Genomic DNA, 22131 nt, shown 5'->3' with positions numbered 1-22131 from the left:
TGCACCGCCTCGCCGAGATAGGTCCGGTTCACCAGCAGCTTGTAGACCGCCCCCTTGTCGAAGGGCCGTCCGGTCCTGGTGACGAGGCCCTCCGCCCGCAGGACCGGCAGCAGCCGGGTGGCGGAGCCCAGCTCGGCGAACCTCTCGAACACGCGGCGGACCGTCGCGGCGCCGGCCTCGTCCACCACCAGCTTGCGGTTCTCGACCCGGTAGCCGAGCGGCACCGGCCCGCCCATCCACATCCCCCGCGCGCGGGAGGCGGCGATCTTGTCGCGCACCCGCTCGCCGATCACCTCGCGCTCGAACTGCGCGAAGCTGAGCAGGATGTTCAGCGTGAGGCGCCCCATGCTGGTCGTGGTGTTGAAGGACTGCGTCACCGAGACGAAGGTGACCTCGTGCGCGTCGAAGGTCTGCACCAGCCTGGCGAAGTCGATCAGCGAGCGGGACAGGCGGTCGATCTTGTAGACCACCACCACATCGACCAGCCCGGCCTCGATGTCGGCGAGCAGGCGCTGCAGCGCGGGGCGATCGAGGGTGCCGCCCGAGACGCCGCCGTCATCGTAGCGGTCGTGCACCAGCACCCAGCCCTCGGACCGCTGCGAGGCGATGAAGGCCTCGCAGGCCTCGCGCTGGGCGTCGAGGGAGTTGAACGCCTGCTCCAGCCCCTCCTCGGAGGACTTCCGGGTGTAGACGGCGCAGCGGAGCTTGCGGACCTTCGCCGGCATGGCGTCGTCGCGGCGGCTCATGCGCCCCTCCGCGGCCGGATGCCGAAGAACACCCAGCCGTTCCACCGGGTGCCGGTGATGGCGCGGGCGATGGCGGAGAGCGACCGGTAGGGCCGGCCCTGCCATTCGTAGCCGTCGCGCGTGACGGTGACGACGTGCTCGACGTCCTGGTACTCGCGGATCAGGCGCGTGCCGGCCATCGGGCGCTGCTCGTGGCGGATGCGCCGGAGGGTGATGTTCCTGCCGTCGATCTGCTCGCCCAGCGCCTCGAGGCGCTCCAGCGTCTCCCGCCTGAGGCCGCCATAGGCCAGCTCCTGGATGCGGTAGGCCAGACGGCTCTCCAGGAAGCGCCGGTTGTAGGGCGGCGGCTCGGTGCCGAACAGGCGGCGCCACTCGGCCTTCAGCTCGCCGATCGGCAGGCCGGAGAGTGCGGCGAGGCGTGCCGGCACGTCCGGCTTCGGGATGGCGGGGATGGTGGGGGCGGGCGCTTGGGATGCGGCCGGCGGCTTCCGTCTGGTCTGTGTCATGCGTCTCCCTTTCTCTCGGGGTTCGCATGACGGCGCTGGGTGGGGACGAAGTGTAGGCGAGTGTCTCCCGCCGCCGCGGCCTCACGGGCGGCTTCCTCGGCAGCGCGGCTCCTCAGCCGCAGCAGGCCGCGGGCGAGGAGGTCGCAGACCTCGCGGAGATGGGGTGGGAGCGACTGGTTGAGATGGAGCCGCATGGCCAGGAGTGCGTAACGCAGCCAAGCGTCCCTTTGGTAGCCAGATCAAACGCCTAGCGCATTCCGCCGTGCAAAAAAGCATCTCCGCGAAACCGCGCGAATGCCGTCTTCCAAGGGAGGGTGTGCGGAGCGACTTCTCGCCACGCTACCCGGCGCCCCCCTTCTCCACTCCCGATTGCGAAACAGTCATCCGTTCGCCATGCTTGCAATGCGGCCCGGTGCCGCGATCCGGCGTTCATGGAGCTGGCTTGGGTGCTTCCGGGAGCCTCCGGGCGTAGGGTAAGACGTTGGCCAGCTGGTCGGCTGGACGCTGCGCGGTGAATCATGGGCCACCAGCGTCTTGGGACTCTTCCGGCCCATCGCAAGCTTCCGGAAATCGTCCGGTTTCTTCTCGATGGCGGGCTGCCCACCGCCGACTTGGTGGACGCGGTGACAGATGTTGGTCAGGACGCGCTGACGCGCGCGGCCAAGGATCCCGTCTTCATCGAAGCGCTCTGGCTGCTTGCGCGGCTGCCCCAAGCGGCCGGTGCCGAGTCAGCCGCCGAAGAACTCGCAGAACTTGGCTTCAAGGCGCCTCTGCCGAAATCCATCCCGGAGGTCCTTGTCGCATTCGACCACGCCCTGGAACGCGTGCACCGGCGTTTCCCGAGCACCGGGACGGACCTGGGGGAACACGCTCACCAGGCCGCGCTGAGTGCGCTCGCCGAAACGCTACAACCGCGGCAGCCCGACCTCTGGCAGCCCATCATCGACAAGTCGCGCGACCACCTGGCCTCGCTGCGAAAGACCGTCGTGTTCGCCGAGTTGGCGCAGCGCTTCTACGCGAGGCTGGTCGAGCGCGTGATCCACTACTATCTCGACCGGGACCTCCATCGCATGATCGGCCCGGAGCGCGTGACGAAATCCCTCCATGACCTTGACGCCTTCAACGCCGCGATCCGCCGGCATTGCGACGAGGCGTCGTTCATCATGCGCGGCTTCGCGCGGGATTGGCTGGGGAAGAACCGATATCGCGATGGCAAAATCCTGACGCGGGACGACCTTAAGAATTTCGCCAGCTACGCGTCTGAAAAGTTGCGCCGCGAGCTCGGCAAGCGGAAGGGCATGCCGTGAAGAGAACCCGGATAGAGTGCGGCGTCGCTATGCCGTCACAGGACAATGCTGTGGTTTTAAACGTGCACGGCGAGGGCAAGAACGTCAATCTGCGCATCGACTACATCACGCGCGCGATGGTCGCGAACGTGCCCGACCTGTTGATCGATCTGCTTGAAATCGCCGCCTATGTCTATTGTGCGGACCAGCGAGTTGGCCGAGGAAGGACCACCCTGGCCAACTTCGCCGAGAGCTGGCGGCGCAACCTCCATTTCGCGATCCCGGTGCGTAAGCTGGCCATCTGGCAGCAGCAGGAGGTGCAGCGCCTGCTCGCCGAGACGCTCGGCTTCCTCTCCGACGACAGCTACTCCTTCGAGTTCCGTCAGGCGAGGGACCCCTTCTATCCCCGCGACCTCTACTTCGACAATTTCGTCGACGCGTCGGCCGACCATGACGTGATTGCGATGTTCTCGGGCGGCCTCGACTCGTTCGCAGGCGCGCTGCAGGACCTCGTCATGCGCAAGCGCTCGGTCTGCCTGGTCGGGCATTCCTCGTCGTCCAAGGTGAGGAACGTGCAAGAGACGCTTGTCGAGAGGCTGAAGGAGCGCGGCCTCGAGCGTCGAATCGCCTACATTCCTGTCTGGGTGACAAACGAGAACAGCCAGGCCGTCGACTTTTCGCAGCGGAGCCGGTCGTTCCTGTTCGCGTGCCTCGGCCTGGTCATCGCGCGCATGTCCGGCAAGGACAGCCTCACCTTCTATGAGAATGGCGTCGTCAGCATCAATCCGCCCATGGCAGGCGATGTCGTTGGCGGTCGGGCCACGCGCACCACGCATCCTCGGGTTTTTCGCGGCCTCGAGGAGCTGTTCTCCCTACTCCTGGATCGCTCCTTCTCGATCGAGAATCCATTGCAGTGGCTGACGAAAAGCGAGGTTGCCAGGCTCGTGCAGGATGCGGGCATGGTCGATCTCCTGCCACTGACGAACAGCTGCACCAGACCGTATCGCCGGACCAGGGAGCACCCGCATTGCGGCGAGTGCTCGCAGTGCATCGACCGACGCTTCGCCATCCTCGCTGCCGGCCTCGGCGCCCACGAGCCTGCGTCGAACTACAAGGTCGATCTGCTGACGGCGGATCGCAGCACGAGCGACGATCGCCGGATGGCGGTGAGCTACGTGTCCTTCTTCCGAAAGATCGCCGGCACCACCAGGGAGCGGTTCCCGGCCGAATTCCCGGAAGTCGTCGCCGCGCTCGGCCACTTCCCGGGGCTTTCGCCGACCGAGGCGGGCGATCGCCTGTACGACCTCTTCCAGCGTCAGGCCGCAGCGGTCAATGCGGTCATCGAGAAGGGCATCCGGGATCATGCCGCCGATCTCGCGAGGAACGCGCTGCCGGCAGGATCGCTCATATCCCTCTGCCTCGCGCGCAGCAGCATCGAGCCGCCGCCCCAGGACAACTACGACAAGCAGGTCAAGGATTTCGTCGATCGGCTCTCTGCTCCTGTGTTCGAGTTCGCGATCGACGAGACGAGGCGTAAGGTCGTGTTCCGGGACGGCACCACACTGACTGAGGCGAACTTCCGAGTCGTGGAAGAGCTTCTGGCGGATTTCCGGAGCGCGAAGAAGGACGGGCGCGAGGTGCCGTTCATGCCGCCCCACGTGCTCGCGGGCCGACTCAAGATCAGCGAGCCGTCCCTGCGCACCCAGATCCGGCGGCTCAGAGAGGCCATTGAACCGCTTGCCGTCGCGCTTGGCCTGCCCCTCGACCAGAACAGCTTCATCGAAAACCGCCAGCGATCCGGCTATCGGCTGAACCCCGCGCTGCGTGAGCTTTCGCTCGCCGACATCGGGACTTTGACCATTCCTGGAGGCCCCACGGTAGCGCCCGATGTCACAACCACATCGCCCTGACGTCACACTTGGCGGGCCTTGATCTCGGTTTTCCGCCGGTTTCCGCCGCCGTGATGTCACAAGAAAAATCGGCGCTGTCTATATAAGTTTCCCCCTAAGTCCCTGAAATTCTTCGCATTCAAGGAGCGGTGGCGCGTGTCGGCGCCGCCTCCGCGAAGGACGATGGAGTGGACCATGGGGACGAAGCATCTCACCCAGTCCGAGTTGGCGCGCCGCTGGTGTCTCAGCCCGCGCACGCTGGAGCGCTGGCGCTGGCTCGGCCAGGGGCCGCGCTTCCTCAAGATCGGCGGCCGCGTGGCCTATCGCCTCGAGGACATCGAGGCGTACGAGGCGGCGCAGCTGCGCACCTCCAGCACCGCCGTCTCAGACGCCCGCAACGCCGCCTGATCGCACCCGGCTTTCCTGCCGGGTCTTCCTGGGAATGCAACACCGCCGCGAGGCGGGAACACCGGGACGGTCAGCTCCGCCGCGTCGGGGCCCGGCAGCACCTGCATCGACGGACCAGGAGCGCGACGACGAAGGAGTCGAGCTCCCATGTTCAAGACCACGACGCCGCTGCAGCGGCTCCGCGAGTCCTCCTACGCCCTGGCCGACCTGCCGGACAGCGTCCGCACCGGCGAGCTCGGCGAATACGGCCAGCCGCTCAGCAAGGCGGTCACCGACGCGACGGTGGACGACGTCGCCTTCGCCGTCCAGGCGCTCGGCGACGAGGCGGACGCGATCTACCGCCGCGTCACCGCGCTCAGGCAGCTGCACGACCGCGCGCGCCGCGCCGGCGCCCGCGGCGCGGATCTCGCGGTGGAGGCCGCCGTCCGCTTCGAGGAGCGCCGCAAGTGAGCGCGCCCTTCGACAGCCGGCCGCCGGGCGGCTTCCGCATCATCACCGCCGACGAGCGCATGGCCGAGCGGCGCGGCATCAAGGGCGTGCTGACCGGCATCTCCGGCATCGGCAAGACCTCGCAGCTGTGGACGCTGGACGCGGCCCGCACGCTGTTCGTCAACCTCGAGGCCGGCGAGCTCGCCGTGCAGGGCTGGCCCGGCGACGAGGTNNNCTCGCAGCTGTGGACGCTGGACGCGGCCCGCACGCTGTTCGTCAACCTCGAGGCCGGCGAGCTCGCCGTGCAGGGCTGGCCCGGCGACGAGGTGCGCGTGCGCAGCTGGGAGATGGCGCGCGACCTCGCCTGCTGGATCGGCGGGCCGAACCCGGCGATGCGGCCGGACCAGCCCTATGACGCGACGCACCACGAGCGCGTCTGCGCCGCCTTCGGCAGCCCCGAGCAGCTGGCGAAGTACGACACCATCTTCGTCGACAGCATCACCGTCGCCTCGCGCCTGTGCCTGCAGTGGTGCAAGGGCCAGCCGCAGGCGGTCTCCGACCGCAGCGGCAAGCCCGACCTGCGCGGCGCCTACGGGCTGCTCGGCCAGGAAATGATCGGCTGGCTGACCCACCTGCAGCACACGCCGAACAAGAATGTCTGGCTGGTTGGCCTGCTCAACAAGCAGCTCGACGACTTCAACCGGCCCTACTTCTCGCTGCAGGTCGAGGGCAGCAAGACCGGGCTCGAGCTGCCGGGCATCGTCGATGAGGTGATCACCCTCGCCGAGATCCCGCGCGAGAAGGAGGCGCCGTATCGCGCCTTCGTCTGCACCACGCTCAATCCCTTCGGCTACCCGGCGAAGGACCGCAGCGGCCGCCTCGCCACGATCGAGGAGCCGCATCTCGGCCGGCTGATGGAGAAGATCCGCCGTCCGCTCGCATCGCCGCCCGCGGCGCAGTTGCAGGTCGGACTGCCCGCGGCGGCGCCCGCGACCCCCACCACCAGCACGACGGCGCAGGAGGGCTGAGCCATGTCCGGCAGCTTCACGCACGACTTCAACGGCGCCGAGGCGCAGCAGGACGCCTTCGAGCCCATTCCCGCCGGCACGCTGGCGAAGGTCCGCCTCACCATCCGGCCCGGCGGCGTCGGCCCGGAGGGCTGGGTGACGCAGAGCCGCACCAGCGAGGCGCAGTACCTCAACACCGAGGCGGTGATCGTGGAGGGGCCGCATGCGCGGCGCCGCGTCTTCACGCGCATCGGCCTGCGCGGCAAGGGTGGCCAGGGCGACGACACCTACGCCAATCGCGGCCGCGCCCTGATCCGCGGGATCCTGGAGAGCGCGCGCGGCATCGCCTCAAAGGACAGCTCCGACCGCGCCCGCGCCGCGCGCACCATCCGCGGCTATGGCGACCTGAACGGGATGGAGTTCCTCGCCCGGATCGGCGTCGAGAAGGACCGCNCGCGGGATCCTGGAGAGCGCGCGCGGCATCGCCTCGAAGGACAGCTCCGACCGCGCCCGCGCCGCGCGCACCATCCGCGGCTATGGCGACCTGAACGGGATGGAGTTCCTCGCCCGCATCGGCGTCGAGAAGGACAGGGACGACCCGCGCGGCCCGGGGCGCAACGTCATCGCCACTGCGATCGGACCCGAGCATGCCGACTACGCCCGTCTGATGGGGGCGGCGCCGGCGCAGCCCATGCCGCCCGGCCCGGCGGCCCCGGCGACCGGCGGCACCGCGCCCCCCTGGGCCGCCGCCCAGCCTGCCCAGCCGCCCGCGGCGNGCGCGGCCCGGGGCGCAACGTCATCGCCACTGCGATCGGACCCGAGCACGCCGACTACGCCCGTCTGATGGGGGCGGCGCCGGCGCAGCCCATGCCGCCCGGCCCGGCGGCCCCGGCGACCGGCGGCACCGCGCCCCCCTGGGCCGCCGCCCAGCCTGCCCAGCCGCCCGCGGCGGCGGGCAACGCGCCCTTCTGGGCGCGCTGAGCGGGAGGCCCACCATGATCCCGCGCGACTACCAGCGGGCGGCGGTGGACGCCGCCCGCGCCAAGACGGCGGCGCACGGCAACACGCTGGTCGCGCTGCCGGTCGGCGCCGGCAAGACCGCCGTCGCCGGATTCTTCATCTGTGAGGAGGCGGCAGCAAAGCCCGGCTCCCGCTTTCTGGTACTGCAGCATACGGACGAGCTGATCGAGCAGAACCGGGCCACGATCGGCCGGATCGCCGGCCTCCCCGCCTCGGTGGTGAAGGCCGAACGCGACGACTGGTCCGGCCAGATCGTCTTCGGGAGCGTGCAGACGCTGGCGCGCTCCGCGCGGCGCGCCCGCATGGGGCAGGTCTCGCACCTCGTAATCGACGAGGCCCACCGCGCGGCCGCGGACAGCTACCAGGCCNNNGCAGAACCGGGCCACGATCGGCCGGATCGCCGGCCTCCCCGCCTCGGTGGTGAAGGCCGAACGCGACGACTGGTCCGGCCAGATCGTCTTCGGGAGCGTGCAGACGCTGGCGCGCTCCGCGCGGCGCGCCCGCATGGGGCAGGTCTCGCACCTCGTAATCGACGAGGCCCACCGCGCGGCCGCGGACAGCTACCAGGCCATCATCGCCGACGCCCGCGCCGCCAACCCGAAGCTCAAGCTGCTCGGCCTCTCTGCCACGCCCGAGCGCGGCGACGGGCGCAGCCTTCGCAAGACCTTCTCGAACATCGCCTACCACCTGCCGATCTCCGCGCTGATCGCCCAGGGCATCCTGGTGCCGCCGCGCACCTTCACCATCGATGTCGGCGTCAGCGAGGATCTCGACCAGGTCGGCGCGACGGCCGGCGACTACGACATGGACGCCGCCGCCAAGGTGCTGAACCGGGCGGTGGTGAACGAGGCGGTGGTCGAGCACTGGCGCGAGCGCGCCGGCGACCGCCGCACCATCGCCTTCTGCGCCACGGTCGCGCACGCCGAGGCGGTCGCCGCCGCCTTCCGCGCCGCCGGCATCACCGCCGAGACGGTGACCGGCGAGATGCCGGCGAAGGAACGCGCGGCGATGCTCGCCCGCTTCGACCGCGGCGAGGTGCAGGTGATCACCAACTGCATGGTGCTGACCGAGGGCTTCGACAGCCAGCCGGTCGGCTGCATCGTCGTGCTCCGCCCCATGCTCCACCGCGGCACCTTCATCCAGGCGATCGGACGCGGCCTGCGCAAGGTGGATCCCGAGCGCTTCCCGGGCGTCATCAAGACCGACTGCANCGGACGCGGCCTGCGCAAGGTGGACCCGGAACGCTTCCCCGGCGTGGTGAAGACCGACTGCGTCGTCCTCGACTTCGCCGGCGCGGCGCAGCGGCATGGTTCGATCGAGCAGGACGGGAGCCTCGCCGAGGCGGAGGAGCCCGAGCCGGGCCAGGCGCCCTACAAGACCTGCCCGGACTGCGCGGCCGAGGTGCCGCTCGGCACCATCGCCTGCCCCTTCTGCGGCCATGTCTGGGAGCGAAAGCTTCGCGAGACGCGCCCGCTGCAGCGCTTCGGGCTGACCGAGATCGACCTCCTGGACCGCTCGCCCTTCCGATGGTGGGACATGCATGGCGACGGCCACGCGATGATCGCCTGCGGCTTCGACGCCTGGGCCGGGGTGTTCTTCGACGGGGAGCACTGGCACGCCGTCGGCAAGCTGCGCCAGGGGCGGCTGCGTCATCTCGGGGTCGGCGAGCGCGCGCAGGTCCTGGCCGCGGCGGACGACTTCCTGCGCCAGGCCGAGACCAGCGCCGCCGCCACCAAGAGCCGGCTCTGGCTGAACCACCCGGCGACCGCCCGCCAGCGCGAGCTGCTCATCAAGGCCGGCGATGCCGATCCGGCGCTGGACTTCGGCCTGTCGAAGTACGCAGCGAACTGCCGGCTGAACTTCCTCTGGCACCGGCCGCAGATCCTGGCCGCGGTCTTCCCCCACGGCATGGGGAGGGCGGCATGACCCCGACGCACGACCATGCCCCTCGCACCCGCGCCGCGCTCGCTCTGCGCCGTCTGCCGGCGGCCGGAGCGCGGCTTCGGCTGGTTCGACCCGACATCGCCGAGGCCGTCGCGGCCCTCGGTCTCCTTCTGCTCCATCACCTGCCAGGGCTGGTGGGTGCGCTTGGCGCGGCGGTCCACCGCCATGGTTGACCTCACCGAACACGAGCGCGCTGCCCTCCGCGCCGCCATGCGGGCCATGGCCGAGGTCATGGCCGAGATCGGCTGGACCACGGCGCTGAACGCGCTCTCGGAGCAGCAGGTGCTGACGCTGGCGGAGGTCGCGGTCGGCGCCTTCCAGGACGCGATGCGCGCATCCGCCTCCAGCGGAACGCCGGAGGTGCCGTTCTGATGACGGAGCCCAGCCTCGACTTCAACCATCGCCCGAAGCCGCCGACCGCGGCGGAGGCGATCAACGCCCTGATCGACGCCGCGCTGGTGGCGGAGAACGGCACGCGGGCGCGCCGCGAGTATCTCGGCGGCTCGCGGCTGGGCGATCCCTGCGCGCGGCGCCTGCAGTACGAGTTCCTCGACGTCCCGCGCGACCCGGACACCGGCTTCTCGGGCCAGACGCTCCGCGTCTTCGCGGTGGGGCATGTCTTCGAGGATCTGGCGATCGGCTGGCTCCGGCGCGCCGGCTTCGACCTGCGCACCCGCAGCCGCAGCGGCGAGCAGTTCGGCTTCTCGGTCGCGGCCGGCCGCGTGCAGGGCCACATCGACGGCGTGGTCGTGGCAGCGCCAGCCTCCGCCCAGAGCGTCGTCGCCGTCCCGGCGCTGTGGGAATGCAAGTCGGCCAACGCCCGCAACTGGAAGGAGATCGTCCGGCGCGGCGTCGCCGCGGCCAAGCCGATCTACGCGGCGCAGGTCGCGCTCTACCAGGCGTACATGGGCCTGACCGAGGCGCCGGCCCTGTTCACCGCGGTGAACAAGGACACCGCCGAGCTGCACCACGAGCTGGTGCCCTTCGACGGCGCGCTGGCCCAGGCCACCAGCGACAAGGCGGTGCGCGTCCTGCAGGCCTGCGACGCCGGCGAGTGGCTGCCGCGCATCGCCGCCGAGCCCGATCACCCCGAATGTGCGCGCTGCCCCTGGCGCACGCGGTGCTGGTCATGAGCGCCGCCGAGGTGAACCCGCCGATGCCGGTCGCCCCCGATCCCGCCATGGTCGCGGCCTATGCCGAGATGGTCTTCGGCTGGTGCGAGGGCTGGGTCGCGGTCCGGGCGCTGGCCGAGAAGGGCGGGCCCGACCGCGCGCCGCACACGCCCTTCCTGCCCGCCGATGGCGAGCTGCCGGCGAAGCTCGCCGTGCAGGCGCGCTGGGCCGCCGAGGCGGGCATGGCGCTCTACGTCATCCCTGGCACGGTCGTCGCACCCGGCCAGGCCAGCGCCGAGCACATCGTGCAGATGCAGGTGGTGCTGGTCGATCTCGACGGCGGCGACATCGCCGCGAAGCGGGCGCATCTGGTCCGGCACCTCGGCCCGCCCAGCCTCGAGGTCGCCTCCGGCGGCGTCACGCCGGAGGGCCAGGCGAAGCTCCACCTCTACTGGCGGCTCACCGAGCCGGCCACCGGCGAGGACCTGGCCACGGTGTGCCGGCTGCGGCACGCGATCGCGGTGAAGGTCGGCGGCGATCCGGCCTTCCGCTCGGCGCACCAGCCGATCCGCGTCGCCGGGTCTGTCCATGCCAAGGGCGGGCAGCCGAGGCTGGTCGCCATCCTCTCCTCGGGCGGCGCGGACCGCGACCTCACGGAGTTCGCCGAGGCGGTGCTCGCCATGCCGCCCCTGGCGGGGGTGGGCAGCGAGGTGGCGCCGGACCCGGCGGAGGACCCGCTCGACTTCAACGGCGCCGGCCGCGGCGAGGTGACCGAGCTCTTCGCCCAGGTGGTGCGCGAGGGCGGCGCCGATGGCCTCACCCGCTTCGAGGCGCTCTCCCGCATCATCGGCTACTGGATCCGCCGCTGCCAGGACGGCTTCGTCACCGCGGCCCAGGCTTGGCAGGAGATCCAGGACTACAACGCCGCACGGATCAGCCCGCCCTGGCCCGAGGACCGGCTGCGCCAGGAGGCGGAGCGGCTGTGGCGCCGCGCCGAGGCCAGTCACCCCGGCACAGGTGCAGGCGAGCCCGACCAGGCCGTAGCCGAGGGCGATGGGCCGGGCGACGATGGCCCGCTGCCGGTCGGCTTCACCGAGGACGCCCTCGCCGCCGCGTTCAGCGCGCAGCATGGCGAGGACTGGCGGCATGTCGCGGTCTGGGGCGCCTGGCTCACCTGGACCGGAACGCGCTGGGAGCGCGAGGGCACGCTGCGCGCCTTCGACCTCGCCCGCCACGTCTGCCGCGCCGCGGCCAACCGCGCCAACAACGCCAGGGTCCGCACGAAGCTCTCCCAGGCCGCAACCGTCGCCGCCGTCGAGCGCCTGGCGCGCGCCGATCGGCGCCACGCCACCACCGCCGAGGTCTGGGACCGCGATCCCTGGCTGCTGAACACCCCGGCCGGCGTCGTGGATCTGCGCAGCGGCGCGCTCGCCCCGCACGACCGCGCCCTCTGCATGACCAAGATCACCACCGCCGCGCCCCGGGGCGACTGCCCGGCTTGGCTCGCCTTCCTCGCCCAGGTCACGGGCGGCGACGCCGAATTGCAGGCCTATCTCCGTCGGGTGGTCGGTTACGCGCTCACCGGCGTCACCACCGAGCATGCGCTGTTCTTCCTCTACGGCACCGGCGCCAACGGCAAGTCGGTGTTCCTCAACACGCTCACCGCCCTCCTCAGCGACTACGCCACCGTCGCGCCCATGGACATGTTCATGGCGACCAGCGGCGAACGCCATCCGACCGACATGGCCGGGCTGCGCGGCGCCCGCATCGTCACCTCGATCGAGACCGAGCAGGGCAGCCGCTGGGCCGAGAGCAAGCTCAAGGCGCTTACGGGGGGCGACCGCATCACCGCGCGCTTCATGCGGCAGGACTTCTTCGAGTTCACCCCGCAGTTCAAGCTGCTGGTCGCGGGCAACCACAAGCCAGCGATCCGCAATGTCGACGAGGCGATGCGGCGGCGGCTGCACATGGTGCCGTTCACGGTCACCATCCCGCCCGCCCGGCGCGACAAGCGGCTGCCCGAGCGCCTGCTGGCCGAGCGCGACGGCATCCTCGCCTGGGCGCTGCAGGGCTGCCTCGAATGGCAGCGGATCGGGCTCCGCCCGCCCGCCACCGTGCTCGCCGCCACCGACGAGTACTTCGAGGCCGAGGACGCGCTGGGGCGGTGGATCGAGGAGTGCTGCGAGCGCGGCAGCCAGCACAGCGAGGCGACTGCGGCCCTCTACGCGTCGTGGAAGGCCTGGGCCGAAGCCAGCGGCGAATTCGTCGGCTCGATCAAGCGCTTCTCGCAGACGCTGAGCGCGCGCGGGTTTTCGCCCCACCGCACCAGCGCGCAGCGCTGCTTCATCGGCCTGCGCCTGCGCGCGAACACAACCCATTCCGAAATCGAGATGGAGTTCTGAGCGATGACCGATTGTGACGGATTGACGCGTCACTCCCCTATTGATGCCCTCGCGTGCGCGCGCGCGCGTGAGCAGTCAATGGAAAAACCCGCCGCAATCGTCACCATGCGTCACGGAAGCCTGCTCGCCCTCGACCTCGGCAGCTCTCTCGGCTGGGCGCTGCGGCTGCCGGATGGCAGCATCGCCTCCGGCACCGCCGCCTTTCGGCCCGGCCGCTTCGAGGGCGGCGGCATGGGCTGGCTGCGCTTCCGCCGCTGGCTGGACAGCATGGGCTCGAGCGCCGGCCCGCTCGGCAGCGTCGTCTTCGAGGAGGTGCGGCGGCACGCCGGCACCACCGCCGCCCATGTCTATGGCGGCTTCCTCGCGCACCTGACCGCCTGGTGCGAAGGCGCCGGCGTCCCCTACCAGGGCGTCCCGGTCGGCACGATCAAGCGCTTCGCGACCGGCAAGGGCAATGCACCGAAGGAGGCGGTGATCGCCGCCATGCGGGCGCGCGGCTTCGCGCCGGCGGACGACAATGAGGCGGATGCCCTCGCCCTGCTGCTGTGGGCGATCGACGCCCGGGGCGGTGTGCAGTGAGGCTGCCCGGCGCGCCGGCGCTGCCGCGATGCCCCCTCGGCCGCGAGCCGAGCCCCGCCAACCCGGCCGACCTCGAGGCCATGCGCCGGCGCGTCTGGCGCGAGCAGGGCGTCGTCGCCCTCCGCCTCGATGACATCGCCGATCCCTGGCTCCGCCAGGCCCTGACCAACGAGGCGACGCGGCGCTGGGGGCCGCGCACAGGAGGCCCGAGCCATGGCCGGTAAGCGCAAGAAGAAGGCCCGCACCCGGGAGGAGAGCCTCGCCCTGCCGAGCCGGTGGCGCCTGCAGCATGGCGGCTTCAGCGAGCCCGTCCGCGAGGCCGATCCGGAGACCGGCGCGCCCGTCCTCCATCGCCGCGCCATCGACACCCTTGGCCTGATGCTCGCCAACGGCACCATCACCCAGGAGATGCACGATGCGGGCGGCTGCTTCCGGGTGCTGTTCCGGCGCGCCGCGCTGGACGGCATGGTGCGCGCCTCCCTGCTGCGCCTGCCAGGCCGGACCGCCGACGCGCTGTCCGAGCGCGCCATGGACGCGCGACGGCGCGTGGCCGAGGCGCTCGACGCGCTGGGCGGTCACGACAGCGCCGCCGGCTCCTGCGCCTGGCACGTGCTCGGCCTCGAGATGTCGGTGCGCGAGTGGGCGACGCGCCAGGGCTGGGGAGGGCGGCCGGTCTCGCCGCCGCAGGCGCAGGGCATGCTGGTCGCAACGCTCGGTGTGCTGGCGGGGCACTTCGGCCTCGTGCCGCGGACGAGGGCGGCGTGACGGCCGCACGCCGTGACCCGGCTTCGGAGCGAAAACAAAGGAACGCCTGCGCGGAAATGTCGCGTTGCGCCCTGGAATCCGTCTGTCCTATCCTGCGGCCAACTTGAAGATGCGCGAGCGCGAAGCGGCCGACCAGCCACAGCGTCGCTCGATCGAGACAGTGGCTCGCGAGCCGCAGGGTCCTTCCTGGGCCTGGCGTATGCGGGACGCGGAAGCGCGCGACTTCGCTAGCGCCAGGCCGGAAATGTGGTTCGCGGTTCGCACCCTTCGGCCCCTGATCTCAATGGCTTAGCCGCGAACCGTGCCGGCGTGTGGTTCGCGCCGGCCGCCCGCACGGTTCGCGCCCACCCTGATCCCGGATGGCCCGATGACGCTCCCCTGGATGGCGGCGAAGATCCTGCTGCGCCCGGTGGCGGAGCTGCGCGCCCACCCCGGCAACGCCCGGGTGCACGGCGCGGCGCAGATCGAGCAGATCAAGACCAGCATGCTGGCCTTCGGCTTCACCAACCCGCTGCTGGTGGACGAGGCCGGCGTGCTGATCGCCGGCCACGGCCGGCTCGAGGCGGCGCTGGCGCTCGGCCTCGAGCGGGTGCCGGTGATCGTGCTGCGCCACCTCTCGCCGGCGCAGAAGGAGGCGCTGCGGCTCGCCGACAACCGCATCGCGGAGAACGCCACCTGGGATCAGGCGCTGCTGCGCGAGGCGCTGGCGGGCGTGCAGGCCGCGGCGGAGATCGACGTGGCCACGCTCGGCTTCTCGGCCGACGAGCTGAGCGCGATCCTCGCGGCGGCAGAGGCCGCCGTCACCGATGGCGAGGCGCCCGAGGAAGCAGATCAGCCGGAGGCCGGCGGGGGTGGCGCGCCTGGCATGGCGGTTACGGACGAGGCGCCGGCGGAGGACCCCGCCGATGCCCAACCTGTGCCGCCGCGTCAGGCCGTCACCCGCCCCGGCGACCTCTGGCTGCTTGGCGGGCACCGGCTGCTCTGTGGCGACAGCACCGACGCTGCCACCGTCGCCCGCGTCATGGGCGAGGACCGGGCCGCGCTGCTGTTCACCAGCCCGCCCTACGGCAACCAGCGCGACTACACGACCGGCGGCGTGTCGGACTGGGATGCACTGATGCGGGGCGTGTTCCAGCATCTGCCGCTGATCCTGCGGGACGACGGCCAGGCGCTGGTGAACCTCGGCCTGATCCACCGCGAGGGGGAATGGCAGCCCTACTGGTCCGGCTGGCTGGACTGGATGCGAGCGCAGGGCTGGCGCCGCTTCGGCCTCTACGCCTGGGACCAGGGTCCCGGCCTGCCCGGGGACTGGAACGGCCGCCTCGCGCCGGCCTTCGAGCTGGTGTTCCACCTCAACCGCGAGGCGCGCCAGCCGAACAAGATCGTGCCCTGCAAGTGGGCCGGCACCCCGAACAAGGGCAGCGGGCTGCGCGCCGCCGACGGCGAGGTGAAGGCCTACACCCACATCGGCCTGCCGGTGCAGGAGAGCCGGATCCCGGACAGCGTGCTGCGGATCACCCGCCACAAGGGCCGCGGCATCGAGACCGAGCACCCGGCGGTGTTCCCGGTCGCGCTGCCGGAGTTCCTGATGCGGGCCTACACGGACGAGGGCGAGGCGGTGTTCGAGCCCTTCGCCGGCTCCGGCACCACGCTCCTCGCCGGCCAGCGCACCGGGCGGCGGGTGCGGGCCATCGAGCTCGCCCCGGCCTATGTCGACCTCGCGATCGCCCGCTGGCGCCTGCTGCACCCCGACCTGCCGGTCACCCTGGCGGAGGACGGGCGGGACTATGACGCCGTCGCCGCGGCACGGGTCCCGGCGGAGGCCGCCGATGCAGCCTGAGCTTCAGGTCACCACCGTGGCAGTGGTAGCGCTCGTCCCCTACGCCGAGAACGCCCGCACCCACTCCGAGGCGCAGGTGGCGCAGATCGCCGCCTCGATCGCCGAATTCGGCTTCGTGAACCCGGTGCTGGTCGACGCCGCCGGCGTGCTGGTCGCCGGCCACGGCCGGGTCATGGCGGCCAAGCGCCTCGGCATGGCGGCGGTGCCGGCGATCCGCCTTGCCCACCTGACCGAGGCGCAAGCCCGGGCCCTGCGGCTGGCGGACAACCAGATCGCGCTCAACTCCGGCTGGGACGAGGCGCTCCTGGCGGCCGAGATCGCCCGCATCCGCGACGAGGCGGCGGTCGACCTCGACGTCCTCGGCTTCTCCGGGATGGAGCTCGACCGGCTGCTGGCCGCGGCCGACGCCGGGCTCGGCGAAGACGGCGCCGACGACGCCCCGCCGCCGCCCGCCGTCCCGGTCACCCGCGCGGGCGACCTCTGGCGCTGCGGCGAGCACCGCCTGCTCTGCGGCGACGCGACCAGGTTAGATGACGTGCAGCGGGCGCTCGGTGCCGATCGCCTCGCCGACATGGCCTTCACGGACCCGCCCTACAACGTCGCCTACCGGGGCGGCACAGCGGCCAGGATGACCATCGCCAACGACGCGCTGGGCTCTGGCTTCCTCGACTTCCTTCGCCCGGCGCTGGCGAACCTGCTCTCGGTGACGAAGGGCGCCTGCTACGTCTGCATGTCCTCGTCCGAGTGGCCGACGCTGCATCGCGCCTGGCAGGAGGCCGGTGGGAAGTGGTCGAGCACCATCATCTGGGCGAAGAACACCTTCGCGCTCGGCCGCGCCGACTACCACCAGCAGTTCGAGGCGATGCTCTACGGCTGGAAGGCAGGCGCCCAGCACTACTGGTGCGGCGCCCGCGACCAGGGCAACGTCTGGCACTTCGACAAGCCGGCGCGGAACGACCTGCACCCCACCATGAAGCCGGTGGCGCTGGTGGAGCGCGCGATCCGCAACAGCAGCAAGCAGCGCGACACCGTGCTCGATCCCTTCGGCGGCTCCGGGACGACCATGATCGCGGCGGAGCGCACCGGGCGGCGCGCCGTGCTGCTCGAGCTCGATCCCGCCTACGCCGACGTCATCGTCCGGCGCTGGCAGGAGGCCACCGGGGAGGCCGCCGTCCTGGACGGCGAGGACCGCACCTTCGGCGACATCGCCGCGGCCCGCGGCGTCGGCGAAGCTGGGATGACCGAGAAAGCCCAATAAGAGCAATCATCTGACGCTGCATGTTGCTTGGCTCGGGCGCGCCGCAGCGCGAATGGTCCGTCACGCGATGAGCAGGACGGAGAGCCCGATGACCAAGCGCGAAGCCAACCAGCAGCGGAGCCTCGAGGCCTTCCTGGCCAAGAAGGCCGAGTTCGATGCGCTGCTCGCGGAGTTGCAGCAGGCCAGCGCGGATCACTTCGGCGCCGATCCCGAGGCGGTGCTCTGGGGCGAGACCGCCTGGCTCGCGGACGCCGCCGCGAAGCTGAAGGACATCGCGGACCAGCACTTCAAGCGCGGCGAATACGCCGGCTGATGCGGTCGCCACCCGCATGGCCCCGACCGGGTGGCGCCCGGCGGGGCTCGGGGCGGTAGCACCCGGCTGGTCGGGTGCCGGACCGAGGACCCCGAGGATGAAGCTCACCGAGACGCAGATGGCGATCCTGGCCGCCGCCGCGCGGCACCCCGAGCACCTGGCCTACCCGCCCGAGCGCCTGCCGGCCGCGGCGCGGCAGGCGGTGGCGAAGGCGCTGCTGAAGAACGACCTGATGATCGCGGTGCACCGCCCCGCCTACGATGCGCAGGCCCTCTGGATGGTGGATGGCGGCAGCGTCTTGCTGAAGATCACGGACGAGGGACTGCGCGCCATCGGCATCGACCCGCAGGGCGCCGCACCGGCCCCGGACGCGGCACCGACGGGCGCACCGGAGGCGCCACCGCAGGCCAACCCCGCCGGCGCCACCGAACCCACCCAGGCCGCGCCTGCGGCGCCGGACGACGCCACCCGCGCGGAGGACCTTGCCCTGCTCGACCAGGCCCTCGCGGCGCCAGGCCCCGCGCCGCGGGGCAGCCTGCGCGATGCCGCCGCGGCGGTGCTCACCGCCTGGGAGGACGCGACCAACCGCGACACCGACATGATCGGCGCCCTCGAAGGCCCGATGGCGCGTCTCCGCGCCGCCCTGGCCGGCAAGCCGGCACGCATGCCGCGCGAGCCCGGAGCGCCGCGCAAGCCGCGCGAGGGCACGAAGCAGGAGCAGGTGCTGGCCATGCTGCGTCGGCCCGAGGGCGCGACGGTGGCGCAGATCGCCGAGGCGACCGGCTGGGCGCCGCACACGGTCCGCGGCTTCTTCGCCGGGCTGAAGAAGCGCCAGGGGATCGCGGTCGAGGTGCTGGAGCGGGTGCGCCAGGTCGGGCCGAACAAGGAGGGGGCCCGCGGCTCCTACACGGTGTACCACATCGCCGGGTGACGCCCCGCAGAACGGCTCAGGGCTCGCGGCGCGACGGCAGCGGGCCCTGATACTTCTCCCAGGGCTTCGGTTTGGGCTTCGGCGGATCGAGCGCCAGCAGCATCTCCGACAGCTCCCATTGCTGGCGCTTCGCCGCTTTCAGTACATCGACCAGCACCTTCCGCGCGTCATCCACGTAGAGCCGAACCACCCGCGGCGTGCCAACGCCACCGTCCGCCATGGCCATCGCGTAAGCGGTCGCCATCACCATCTTCTCGGGATCCTTCGGCGACATCCCGCTTCTCCGCTGATGTCGCGGCGATGATGCGCTGCGTGCCCCGTGAGGCGCACGCAGAATGCGCGGTGCCGCGCGATCACATGCGCCGGCGATCCTCCCGGCGCGCCGTCAATCCAACCTGACGAGGCCTGCATCATCGTCGCGCGCGGCGGGAGGTCGCCGCCATGCCCGAGATGACCCCATCGAACCGCGAGGCGGCCCGCCGCATCGGCATCAGCGAGACGGCGCTGCGCAAGGCCGAGGGCAGCGGCCGCATCGTCCGCGAGCCGGATGGCCAGTGGGATATCGACAAGACCCGCCGCCGCCTGGTGGAGACCGCGGATCCGCACCGCTCCCCGCTCGCTGGCGGTTCGGGTGCCGAGGGCACGCCCTATGCCCGACTGAAGGTCGCGCAGCTCGCCCTCAAGGTCGAGGCGCAGCGGCTTGCCCTGGATGAGAACAAGCGCCGGCTGCTCGACGTCGCCGAGGCCAACGCCACGATCGACGAGATCGCGGGGGCGATGCGCGACGCGCTGCTGAACTGGCCGGCCCGCGTCTCCGGGCTGATTGCCGCCGAGCTCGGCGTCGACCCGCACCTGCTGCAGACGGTCCTGCAGGGGCACATCACCGACCTGCTTTCGGAGGCGGCCGATCGCTTCGATCCCCCAGGCCTCGGAGATCGGGCCCAGGACCCGTGACCATGTCCGGCGCCGGGCGGGCTCCATGCTCCGTCCGCCGCCGCAGCTCAGGGTCTCGGAATGGGCGGAACGGCACCGCATCCTCGGCAGCCGTGCCTCCTCGGAACCCGGCCCTTGGCGCACCAGCCGGACCCCGTACCTGCGCGAGGTGATGGACGCGCTCTCGGCGGTGCACCCCGCCCGGCGCGTGGTGTTCATGAAGGGCGCCCAGGTCGGCGCCACCGAGAGCGGCAACTGTTGGCTCGGCTACATCCTGCACCATGTGCCGGCCCCGGTGCTGGCGGTGCAGCCGACCGTGGAACTGGCGAAGCGCTTTTCGCGCCAGCGCATCGACCCTTTGCTGGAGGAAACGCCGGCCCTCAAGGAGCGGGTGGCGCCGGCCCGGGCGCGGGACAGCGGCAATACGCTGCTGTCGAAGGAATTCCCCGGCGGCATCCTGGTGCTGACCGGCGCCAACAGCGCGGTCGGCCTGCGCTCTATGACGGCGCGGTTCCTGTTCCTCGACGAGGTGGACGCCTATCCCGGCGACGTCGAGGGCGAAGGTGACCCGATCGCGCTCGCCGAGGCGCGGGCCCGGACCTTCGGCTGGCGGCGCAAGGCCTTCCTGGTCTCGACGCCGACCATCGCCGGGCGCAGCCGGATCGAGCGGGAATACGCCGCCTCCGACCAGCGGCGCTACTTCGTGCCGTGCCCGCACTGCGGCGAGAGGCAGTGGCTGAAGTTCGAGCGCCTGATCTGGGACAAGGGCGACCCGCGCTCGGTGCGCTACCACTGCGAAGCCTGCGACGAAGGGATCGAGGAGCACCACAAGACCGCGATGCTGGCCGGCGGCGAGTGGCGCCCCACGGCGGAAGCGCAGGACCCGCACACGGTCGGCTTCCACATCTCCGCACTCTACTCGCCGGTGGGCTGGCTCTCCTGGGAGCAGATCGCCCGCGACTGGGAGGCGGCGCAAGGGAAGCCCGAGGACCTGAAGACCTTCCGGAACACCGTGCTGGGCGAGACCTGGCAGGAGCAGGGCGAGGCGCCGGACTGGGAGCGCTTGGTCGAGCGGCGCGAGGACTTCCGGATGGGCATCGTCCCGCCAGGCGCGCTGGTGCTGACGGCGGGCGTGGACGTGCAGGACGACCGGCTCGAGTGCGACGTCTGGGGCTGGGCGGAGGGGTTCTCCTCCTGGCTGGTGGACCACCTGGTCATCCCCGGCAGCCCGCGCGAGCGGGAGCCGTGGGATGCGCTGGCGAAGCTGCTCGCCAGGGACTGGCCGCGCGAAGGCGGCGGCACCATCCGCATAGCCAAGGCCTGCGTCGACACCGGCGGGCGCGACACCGCCGCCGTCTACGGCCATCTCCGCCGGCTGCGGGACCCGCGCATCGCGCCGACCAAGGGCGTCGAGGGCTGGAACCGGGCGCAGCCGGTGCAGGGTCCGACACCGGTCGATGCGCTGGTCGATGGCCGCAAGCTCCGCCGCGGCCTCAAGCTGTGGACGGTGTCGGTCTCGACCTGGAAGGCCGACCTCTACCGCCGGCTCTGGCTCGGCCGCGGCGACGCAGAGGAGTTCCCGCCCGGCTGGGTGCATCTGCCGCAGGGCATCGAGGCCGAGTGGGTGAAGCAGCTGGTCGCCGAGCAGCTGCGCACGGTGAAGGACCGCCGCGGCTTCGCCCGGCAGGAATGGGCGAAGCTGCGCGAGAGGAATGAAGCGCTGGACTGCGCCGTACTGGCGCGTGCCGCGCTCTGGCTGCTCGGCGCCGACCGCTACGGCGAGCGTTTTTGGGCGCAGCTGCGCGAGCAGGTCGCCAACGCCCCACTCCAACCGAGCGAGCTTCCCACCGGCGGGAATGTCGCTCCCCCATCACCGCCACCGGTCGCGACCGACACTCATCGCCCGCGTGGCTGGCTCGCGCCGCGCAGCGGCTGGCTGCGCTGACCTGGAGAAAGACATGGCCGCCATCGTCCCGGTGCGCACCAGCATCGCCGCCGGCCAGGCGCTGAGCGGACCCGTCGCCAGCGTCGGCTACGGCGTCTGCCTGCTGCTGCTGCCCGCCGCCTGGACCGACGCCCCGCTCACCCTGCAGGGCTCGCTCGACGAGGGGGAGCCCGCCGGCTGGGCCGACCTCCACGACCACCTCGGCAACGAGGTGGTGCTGACGGTCGCCGCCGGCCGCGCGCTCACCCTGCCGCCGACCCTGCTGCTCGGCTGGCGCTGGCTCCGGCTGCGCTCCGGCCTCGCCGCCGCGCCGGTGGACCAGGCGGCGGAGCGCCTCCTCACCCTCGGCATCCGGCCCCTCGCATGACCGCTCTGTTCCAGCACCACCTACCGCCCGCGCCGGCGATGCTGCCCTACGTCTCGGGGCGCTTTTACGCCTCGCAGCATGCGCGCGCGGTCGGCGGCGCCGTCGCGATGACGGCGAACCGGCTGTATGCCGTGCCCTATGTCCTCGCCCGGCCCGGGCTGTTCGCGGCCATGGCGGTCAGCGTGACCACCGGCGCGGCGGGCGTCCTGCGCATGGCATTGGCCGCCGACAACAGCGCCGGCCGGCCCGGCGCGCTGATCGAGGAGCCGCTGGCGGACGCCGACACCGCCGCCGCCGGCGGCGCGGTCTGCCCCTTCGCGCGGCCGCGCTGGATCCCGGCCGGGATCTGGTGGCTGCTGCTGTGCTTCTCGGGCACGCCCTCGGTGCGCGGCACCAGCACCCAGGCCTTCAGCGGCGGCAACACGCTGCTGCTCGGCTCGGCCGCGGCGGA

At 71.7% G+C, this 22131-nt stretch carries 22 protein-coding genes and 2 pseudogenes; 21 read left to right on the top strand and 3 right to left on the bottom strand.

What is annotated here, in order from left to right; genetic code table 11:
- Window positions 1–62: 62 nt before the first annotated feature.
- Both ET526_RS22545 and ET526_RS14755 read right to left on the bottom strand, forming a co-directional pair.
- Window positions 63–725: pseudogene (locus ET526_RS22545) on the bottom strand (recombinase family protein); the annotation flags it as partial.
- Window positions 726–742: 17 nt separating this feature from the next.
- Window positions 743–1252 (bottom strand): DUF2924 domain-containing protein, encoded by a 510-nt coding sequence (locus ET526_RS14755; protein WP_135468463.1) that lies wholly within the window; start codon window positions 1250–1252, stop codon window positions 743–745.
- A gap of 518 nt (window positions 1253–1770) precedes the next feature.
- Between ET526_RS14755 and ET526_RS14750 the strand changes: the two genes are divergently transcribed.
- The 17 genes and pseudogenes from ET526_RS14750 to ET526_RS22105 all read left to right on the top strand — a co-directional run bounded on the left by ET526_RS14750 (window position 1771) and on the right by ET526_RS22105 (window position 18435).
- Window positions 1771–2559 carry a hypothetical protein gene (locus tag ET526_RS14750; RefSeq protein ID WP_027285553.1) on the top strand — a complete coding sequence of 263 codons (789 nt, stop codon included), beginning with the start codon at window positions 1771–1773 and terminating at the stop codon, window positions 2557–2559.
- The gene (locus tag ET526_RS14745; RefSeq protein ID WP_135468462.1) at window positions 2556–4448 is read left to right on the top strand and encodes a 7-cyano-7-deazaguanine synthase; all 1893 of its coding nucleotides are present in this window, start codon (window positions 2556–2558) and stop codon (window positions 4446–4448) included. Before ET526_RS14750 ends, ET526_RS14745 begins: the two co-directional genes overlap by 4 nt.
- Before the next feature lie 174 nt (window positions 4449–4622).
- Entirely contained in the window at window positions 4623–4835 is a 213-nt protein-coding gene (locus ET526_RS14740; RefSeq protein WP_135468461.1) for a helix-turn-helix transcriptional regulator, read from the top strand.
- Between the two features lie 147 nt (window positions 4836–4982).
- Entirely contained in the window at window positions 4983–5285 is a 303-nt protein-coding gene (locus ET526_RS14735; RefSeq protein WP_135468460.1) for a hypothetical protein, read from the top strand.
- 59 nt (window positions 5286–5344) lie between these two features.
- Window positions 5345–6292, top strand: a complete 948-nt coding sequence (locus tag ET526_RS14730) for an ATP-binding protein (protein WP_135468483.1) — start codon at window positions 5345–5347, stop codon at window positions 6290–6292.
- Window positions 6293–7266: 974 nt separating this feature from the next.
- A pseudogene (locus ET526_RS22640) lies at window positions 7267–7647 on the top strand (DEAD/DEAH box helicase); the annotation flags it as partial.
- A gap of 148 nt (window positions 7648–7795) precedes the next feature.
- A complete protein-coding gene (locus ET526_RS14715) occupies window positions 7796–9217 on the top strand; it encodes a DEAD/DEAH box helicase (RefSeq protein ID WP_456305116.1) in 1422 nt (473 codons plus the stop codon).
- Between the two features lie 15 nt (window positions 9218–9232).
- Window positions 9233–9607: a DUF6511 domain-containing protein gene (locus tag ET526_RS21745; protein WP_204623648.1), complete on the top strand. Its 375-nt coding sequence runs from the start codon at window positions 9233–9235 to the stop codon at window positions 9605–9607.
- Window positions 9607–10368, top strand: coding sequence for a hypothetical protein (locus ET526_RS14705; protein ID WP_135468457.1), 762 nt, complete (start codon window positions 9607–9609; stop codon window positions 10366–10368). Before ET526_RS21745 ends, ET526_RS14705 begins: the two co-directional genes overlap by 1 nt.
- Entirely contained in the window at window positions 10329–12749 is a 2421-nt protein-coding gene (locus ET526_RS14700) for a phage/plasmid primase, P4 family (protein WP_204623647.1), read from the top strand. The genes ET526_RS14705 and ET526_RS14700 overlap by 40 nt, the downstream gene beginning before the upstream one ends.
- Window positions 12750–12827: 78 nt before the next feature.
- A complete protein-coding gene (locus ET526_RS14695; protein ID WP_051213136.1) occupies window positions 12828–13328 on the top strand; it encodes a hypothetical protein in 501 nt (166 codons plus the stop codon).
- Window positions 13325–13552, top strand: coding sequence for a hypothetical protein (locus ET526_RS14690; RefSeq protein ID WP_192898699.1), 228 nt, complete (start codon window positions 13325–13327; stop codon window positions 13550–13552). Before ET526_RS14695 ends, ET526_RS14690 begins: the two co-directional genes overlap by 4 nt.
- Complete coding sequence (locus ET526_RS14685) at window positions 13542–14093, top strand: hypothetical protein (protein ID WP_135468456.1); 552 nt, start codon at window positions 13542–13544, stop codon at window positions 14091–14093. Before ET526_RS14690 ends, ET526_RS14685 begins: the two co-directional genes overlap by 11 nt.
- A gap of 367 nt (window positions 14094–14460) precedes the next feature.
- Window positions 14461–15933, top strand: a complete 1473-nt coding sequence (locus ET526_RS14680) for a site-specific DNA-methyltransferase (protein WP_135468455.1) — start codon at window positions 14461–14463, stop codon at window positions 15931–15933.
- Complete coding sequence (locus tag ET526_RS14675; protein ID WP_135468454.1) at window positions 15923–17191, top strand: site-specific DNA-methyltransferase; 1269 nt, start codon at window positions 15923–15925, stop codon at window positions 17189–17191. Before ET526_RS14680 ends, ET526_RS14675 begins: the two co-directional genes overlap by 11 nt.
- Window positions 17192–17279: 88 nt before the next feature.
- Window positions 17280–17504 (top strand): hypothetical protein, encoded by a 225-nt coding sequence (locus tag ET526_RS14670; RefSeq protein ID WP_176559886.1) that lies wholly within the window; start codon window positions 17280–17282, stop codon window positions 17502–17504.
- 97 nt (window positions 17505–17601) lie between these two features.
- Window positions 17602–18435, top strand: coding sequence for a DUF3489 domain-containing protein (locus tag ET526_RS22105; RefSeq protein WP_240048408.1), 834 nt, complete (start codon window positions 17602–17604; stop codon window positions 18433–18435).
- A gap of 16 nt (window positions 18436–18451) precedes the next feature.
- Here the strand turns inward: ET526_RS22105 and ET526_RS14660 are convergent, their stop codons facing one another.
- The gene (locus tag ET526_RS14660) at window positions 18452–18709 is read right to left on the bottom strand and encodes a hypothetical protein (protein ID WP_099096616.1); all 258 of its coding nucleotides are present in this window, start codon (window positions 18707–18709) and stop codon (window positions 18452–18454) included.
- A gap of 167 nt (window positions 18710–18876) precedes the next feature.
- On the opposite strand from ET526_RS14660, the gene ET526_RS14655 reads away from it, so the two are divergent.
- The 4 genes from ET526_RS14655 to ET526_RS14640 all read left to right on the top strand — a co-directional run.
- Entirely contained in the window at window positions 18877–19389 is a 513-nt protein-coding gene (locus ET526_RS14655; protein ID WP_135468453.1) for a hypothetical protein, read from the top strand.
- Between the two features lie 25 nt (window positions 19390–19414).
- Window positions 19415–21313 carry a phage terminase large subunit family protein gene (locus tag ET526_RS14650; RefSeq protein ID WP_135468452.1) on the top strand — a complete coding sequence of 633 codons (1899 nt, stop codon included), beginning with the start codon at window positions 19415–19417 and terminating at the stop codon, window positions 21311–21313.
- Between the two features lie 13 nt (window positions 21314–21326).
- Window positions 21327–21680, top strand: coding sequence for a hypothetical protein (locus tag ET526_RS14645; RefSeq protein WP_135468451.1), 354 nt, complete (start codon window positions 21327–21329; stop codon window positions 21678–21680).
- Window positions 21677–22131: hypothetical protein (locus ET526_RS14640; protein WP_135468450.1), on the top strand; the 455-nt coding region annotated here is incomplete at its 3' end. The genes ET526_RS14645 and ET526_RS14640, both read left to right, overlap by 4 nt.

The sequence above is a fragment of the Crenalkalicoccus roseus genome, assembly GCF_004761865.1.
Lineage (GTDB): Bacteria > Pseudomonadota > Alphaproteobacteria > Acetobacterales > Acetobacteraceae > Crenalkalicoccus > Crenalkalicoccus roseus.
The sequence above is the reverse complement of the archived record's forward strand: the minus strand, read 5'-3'. Positions and strand labels throughout refer to the sequence as shown.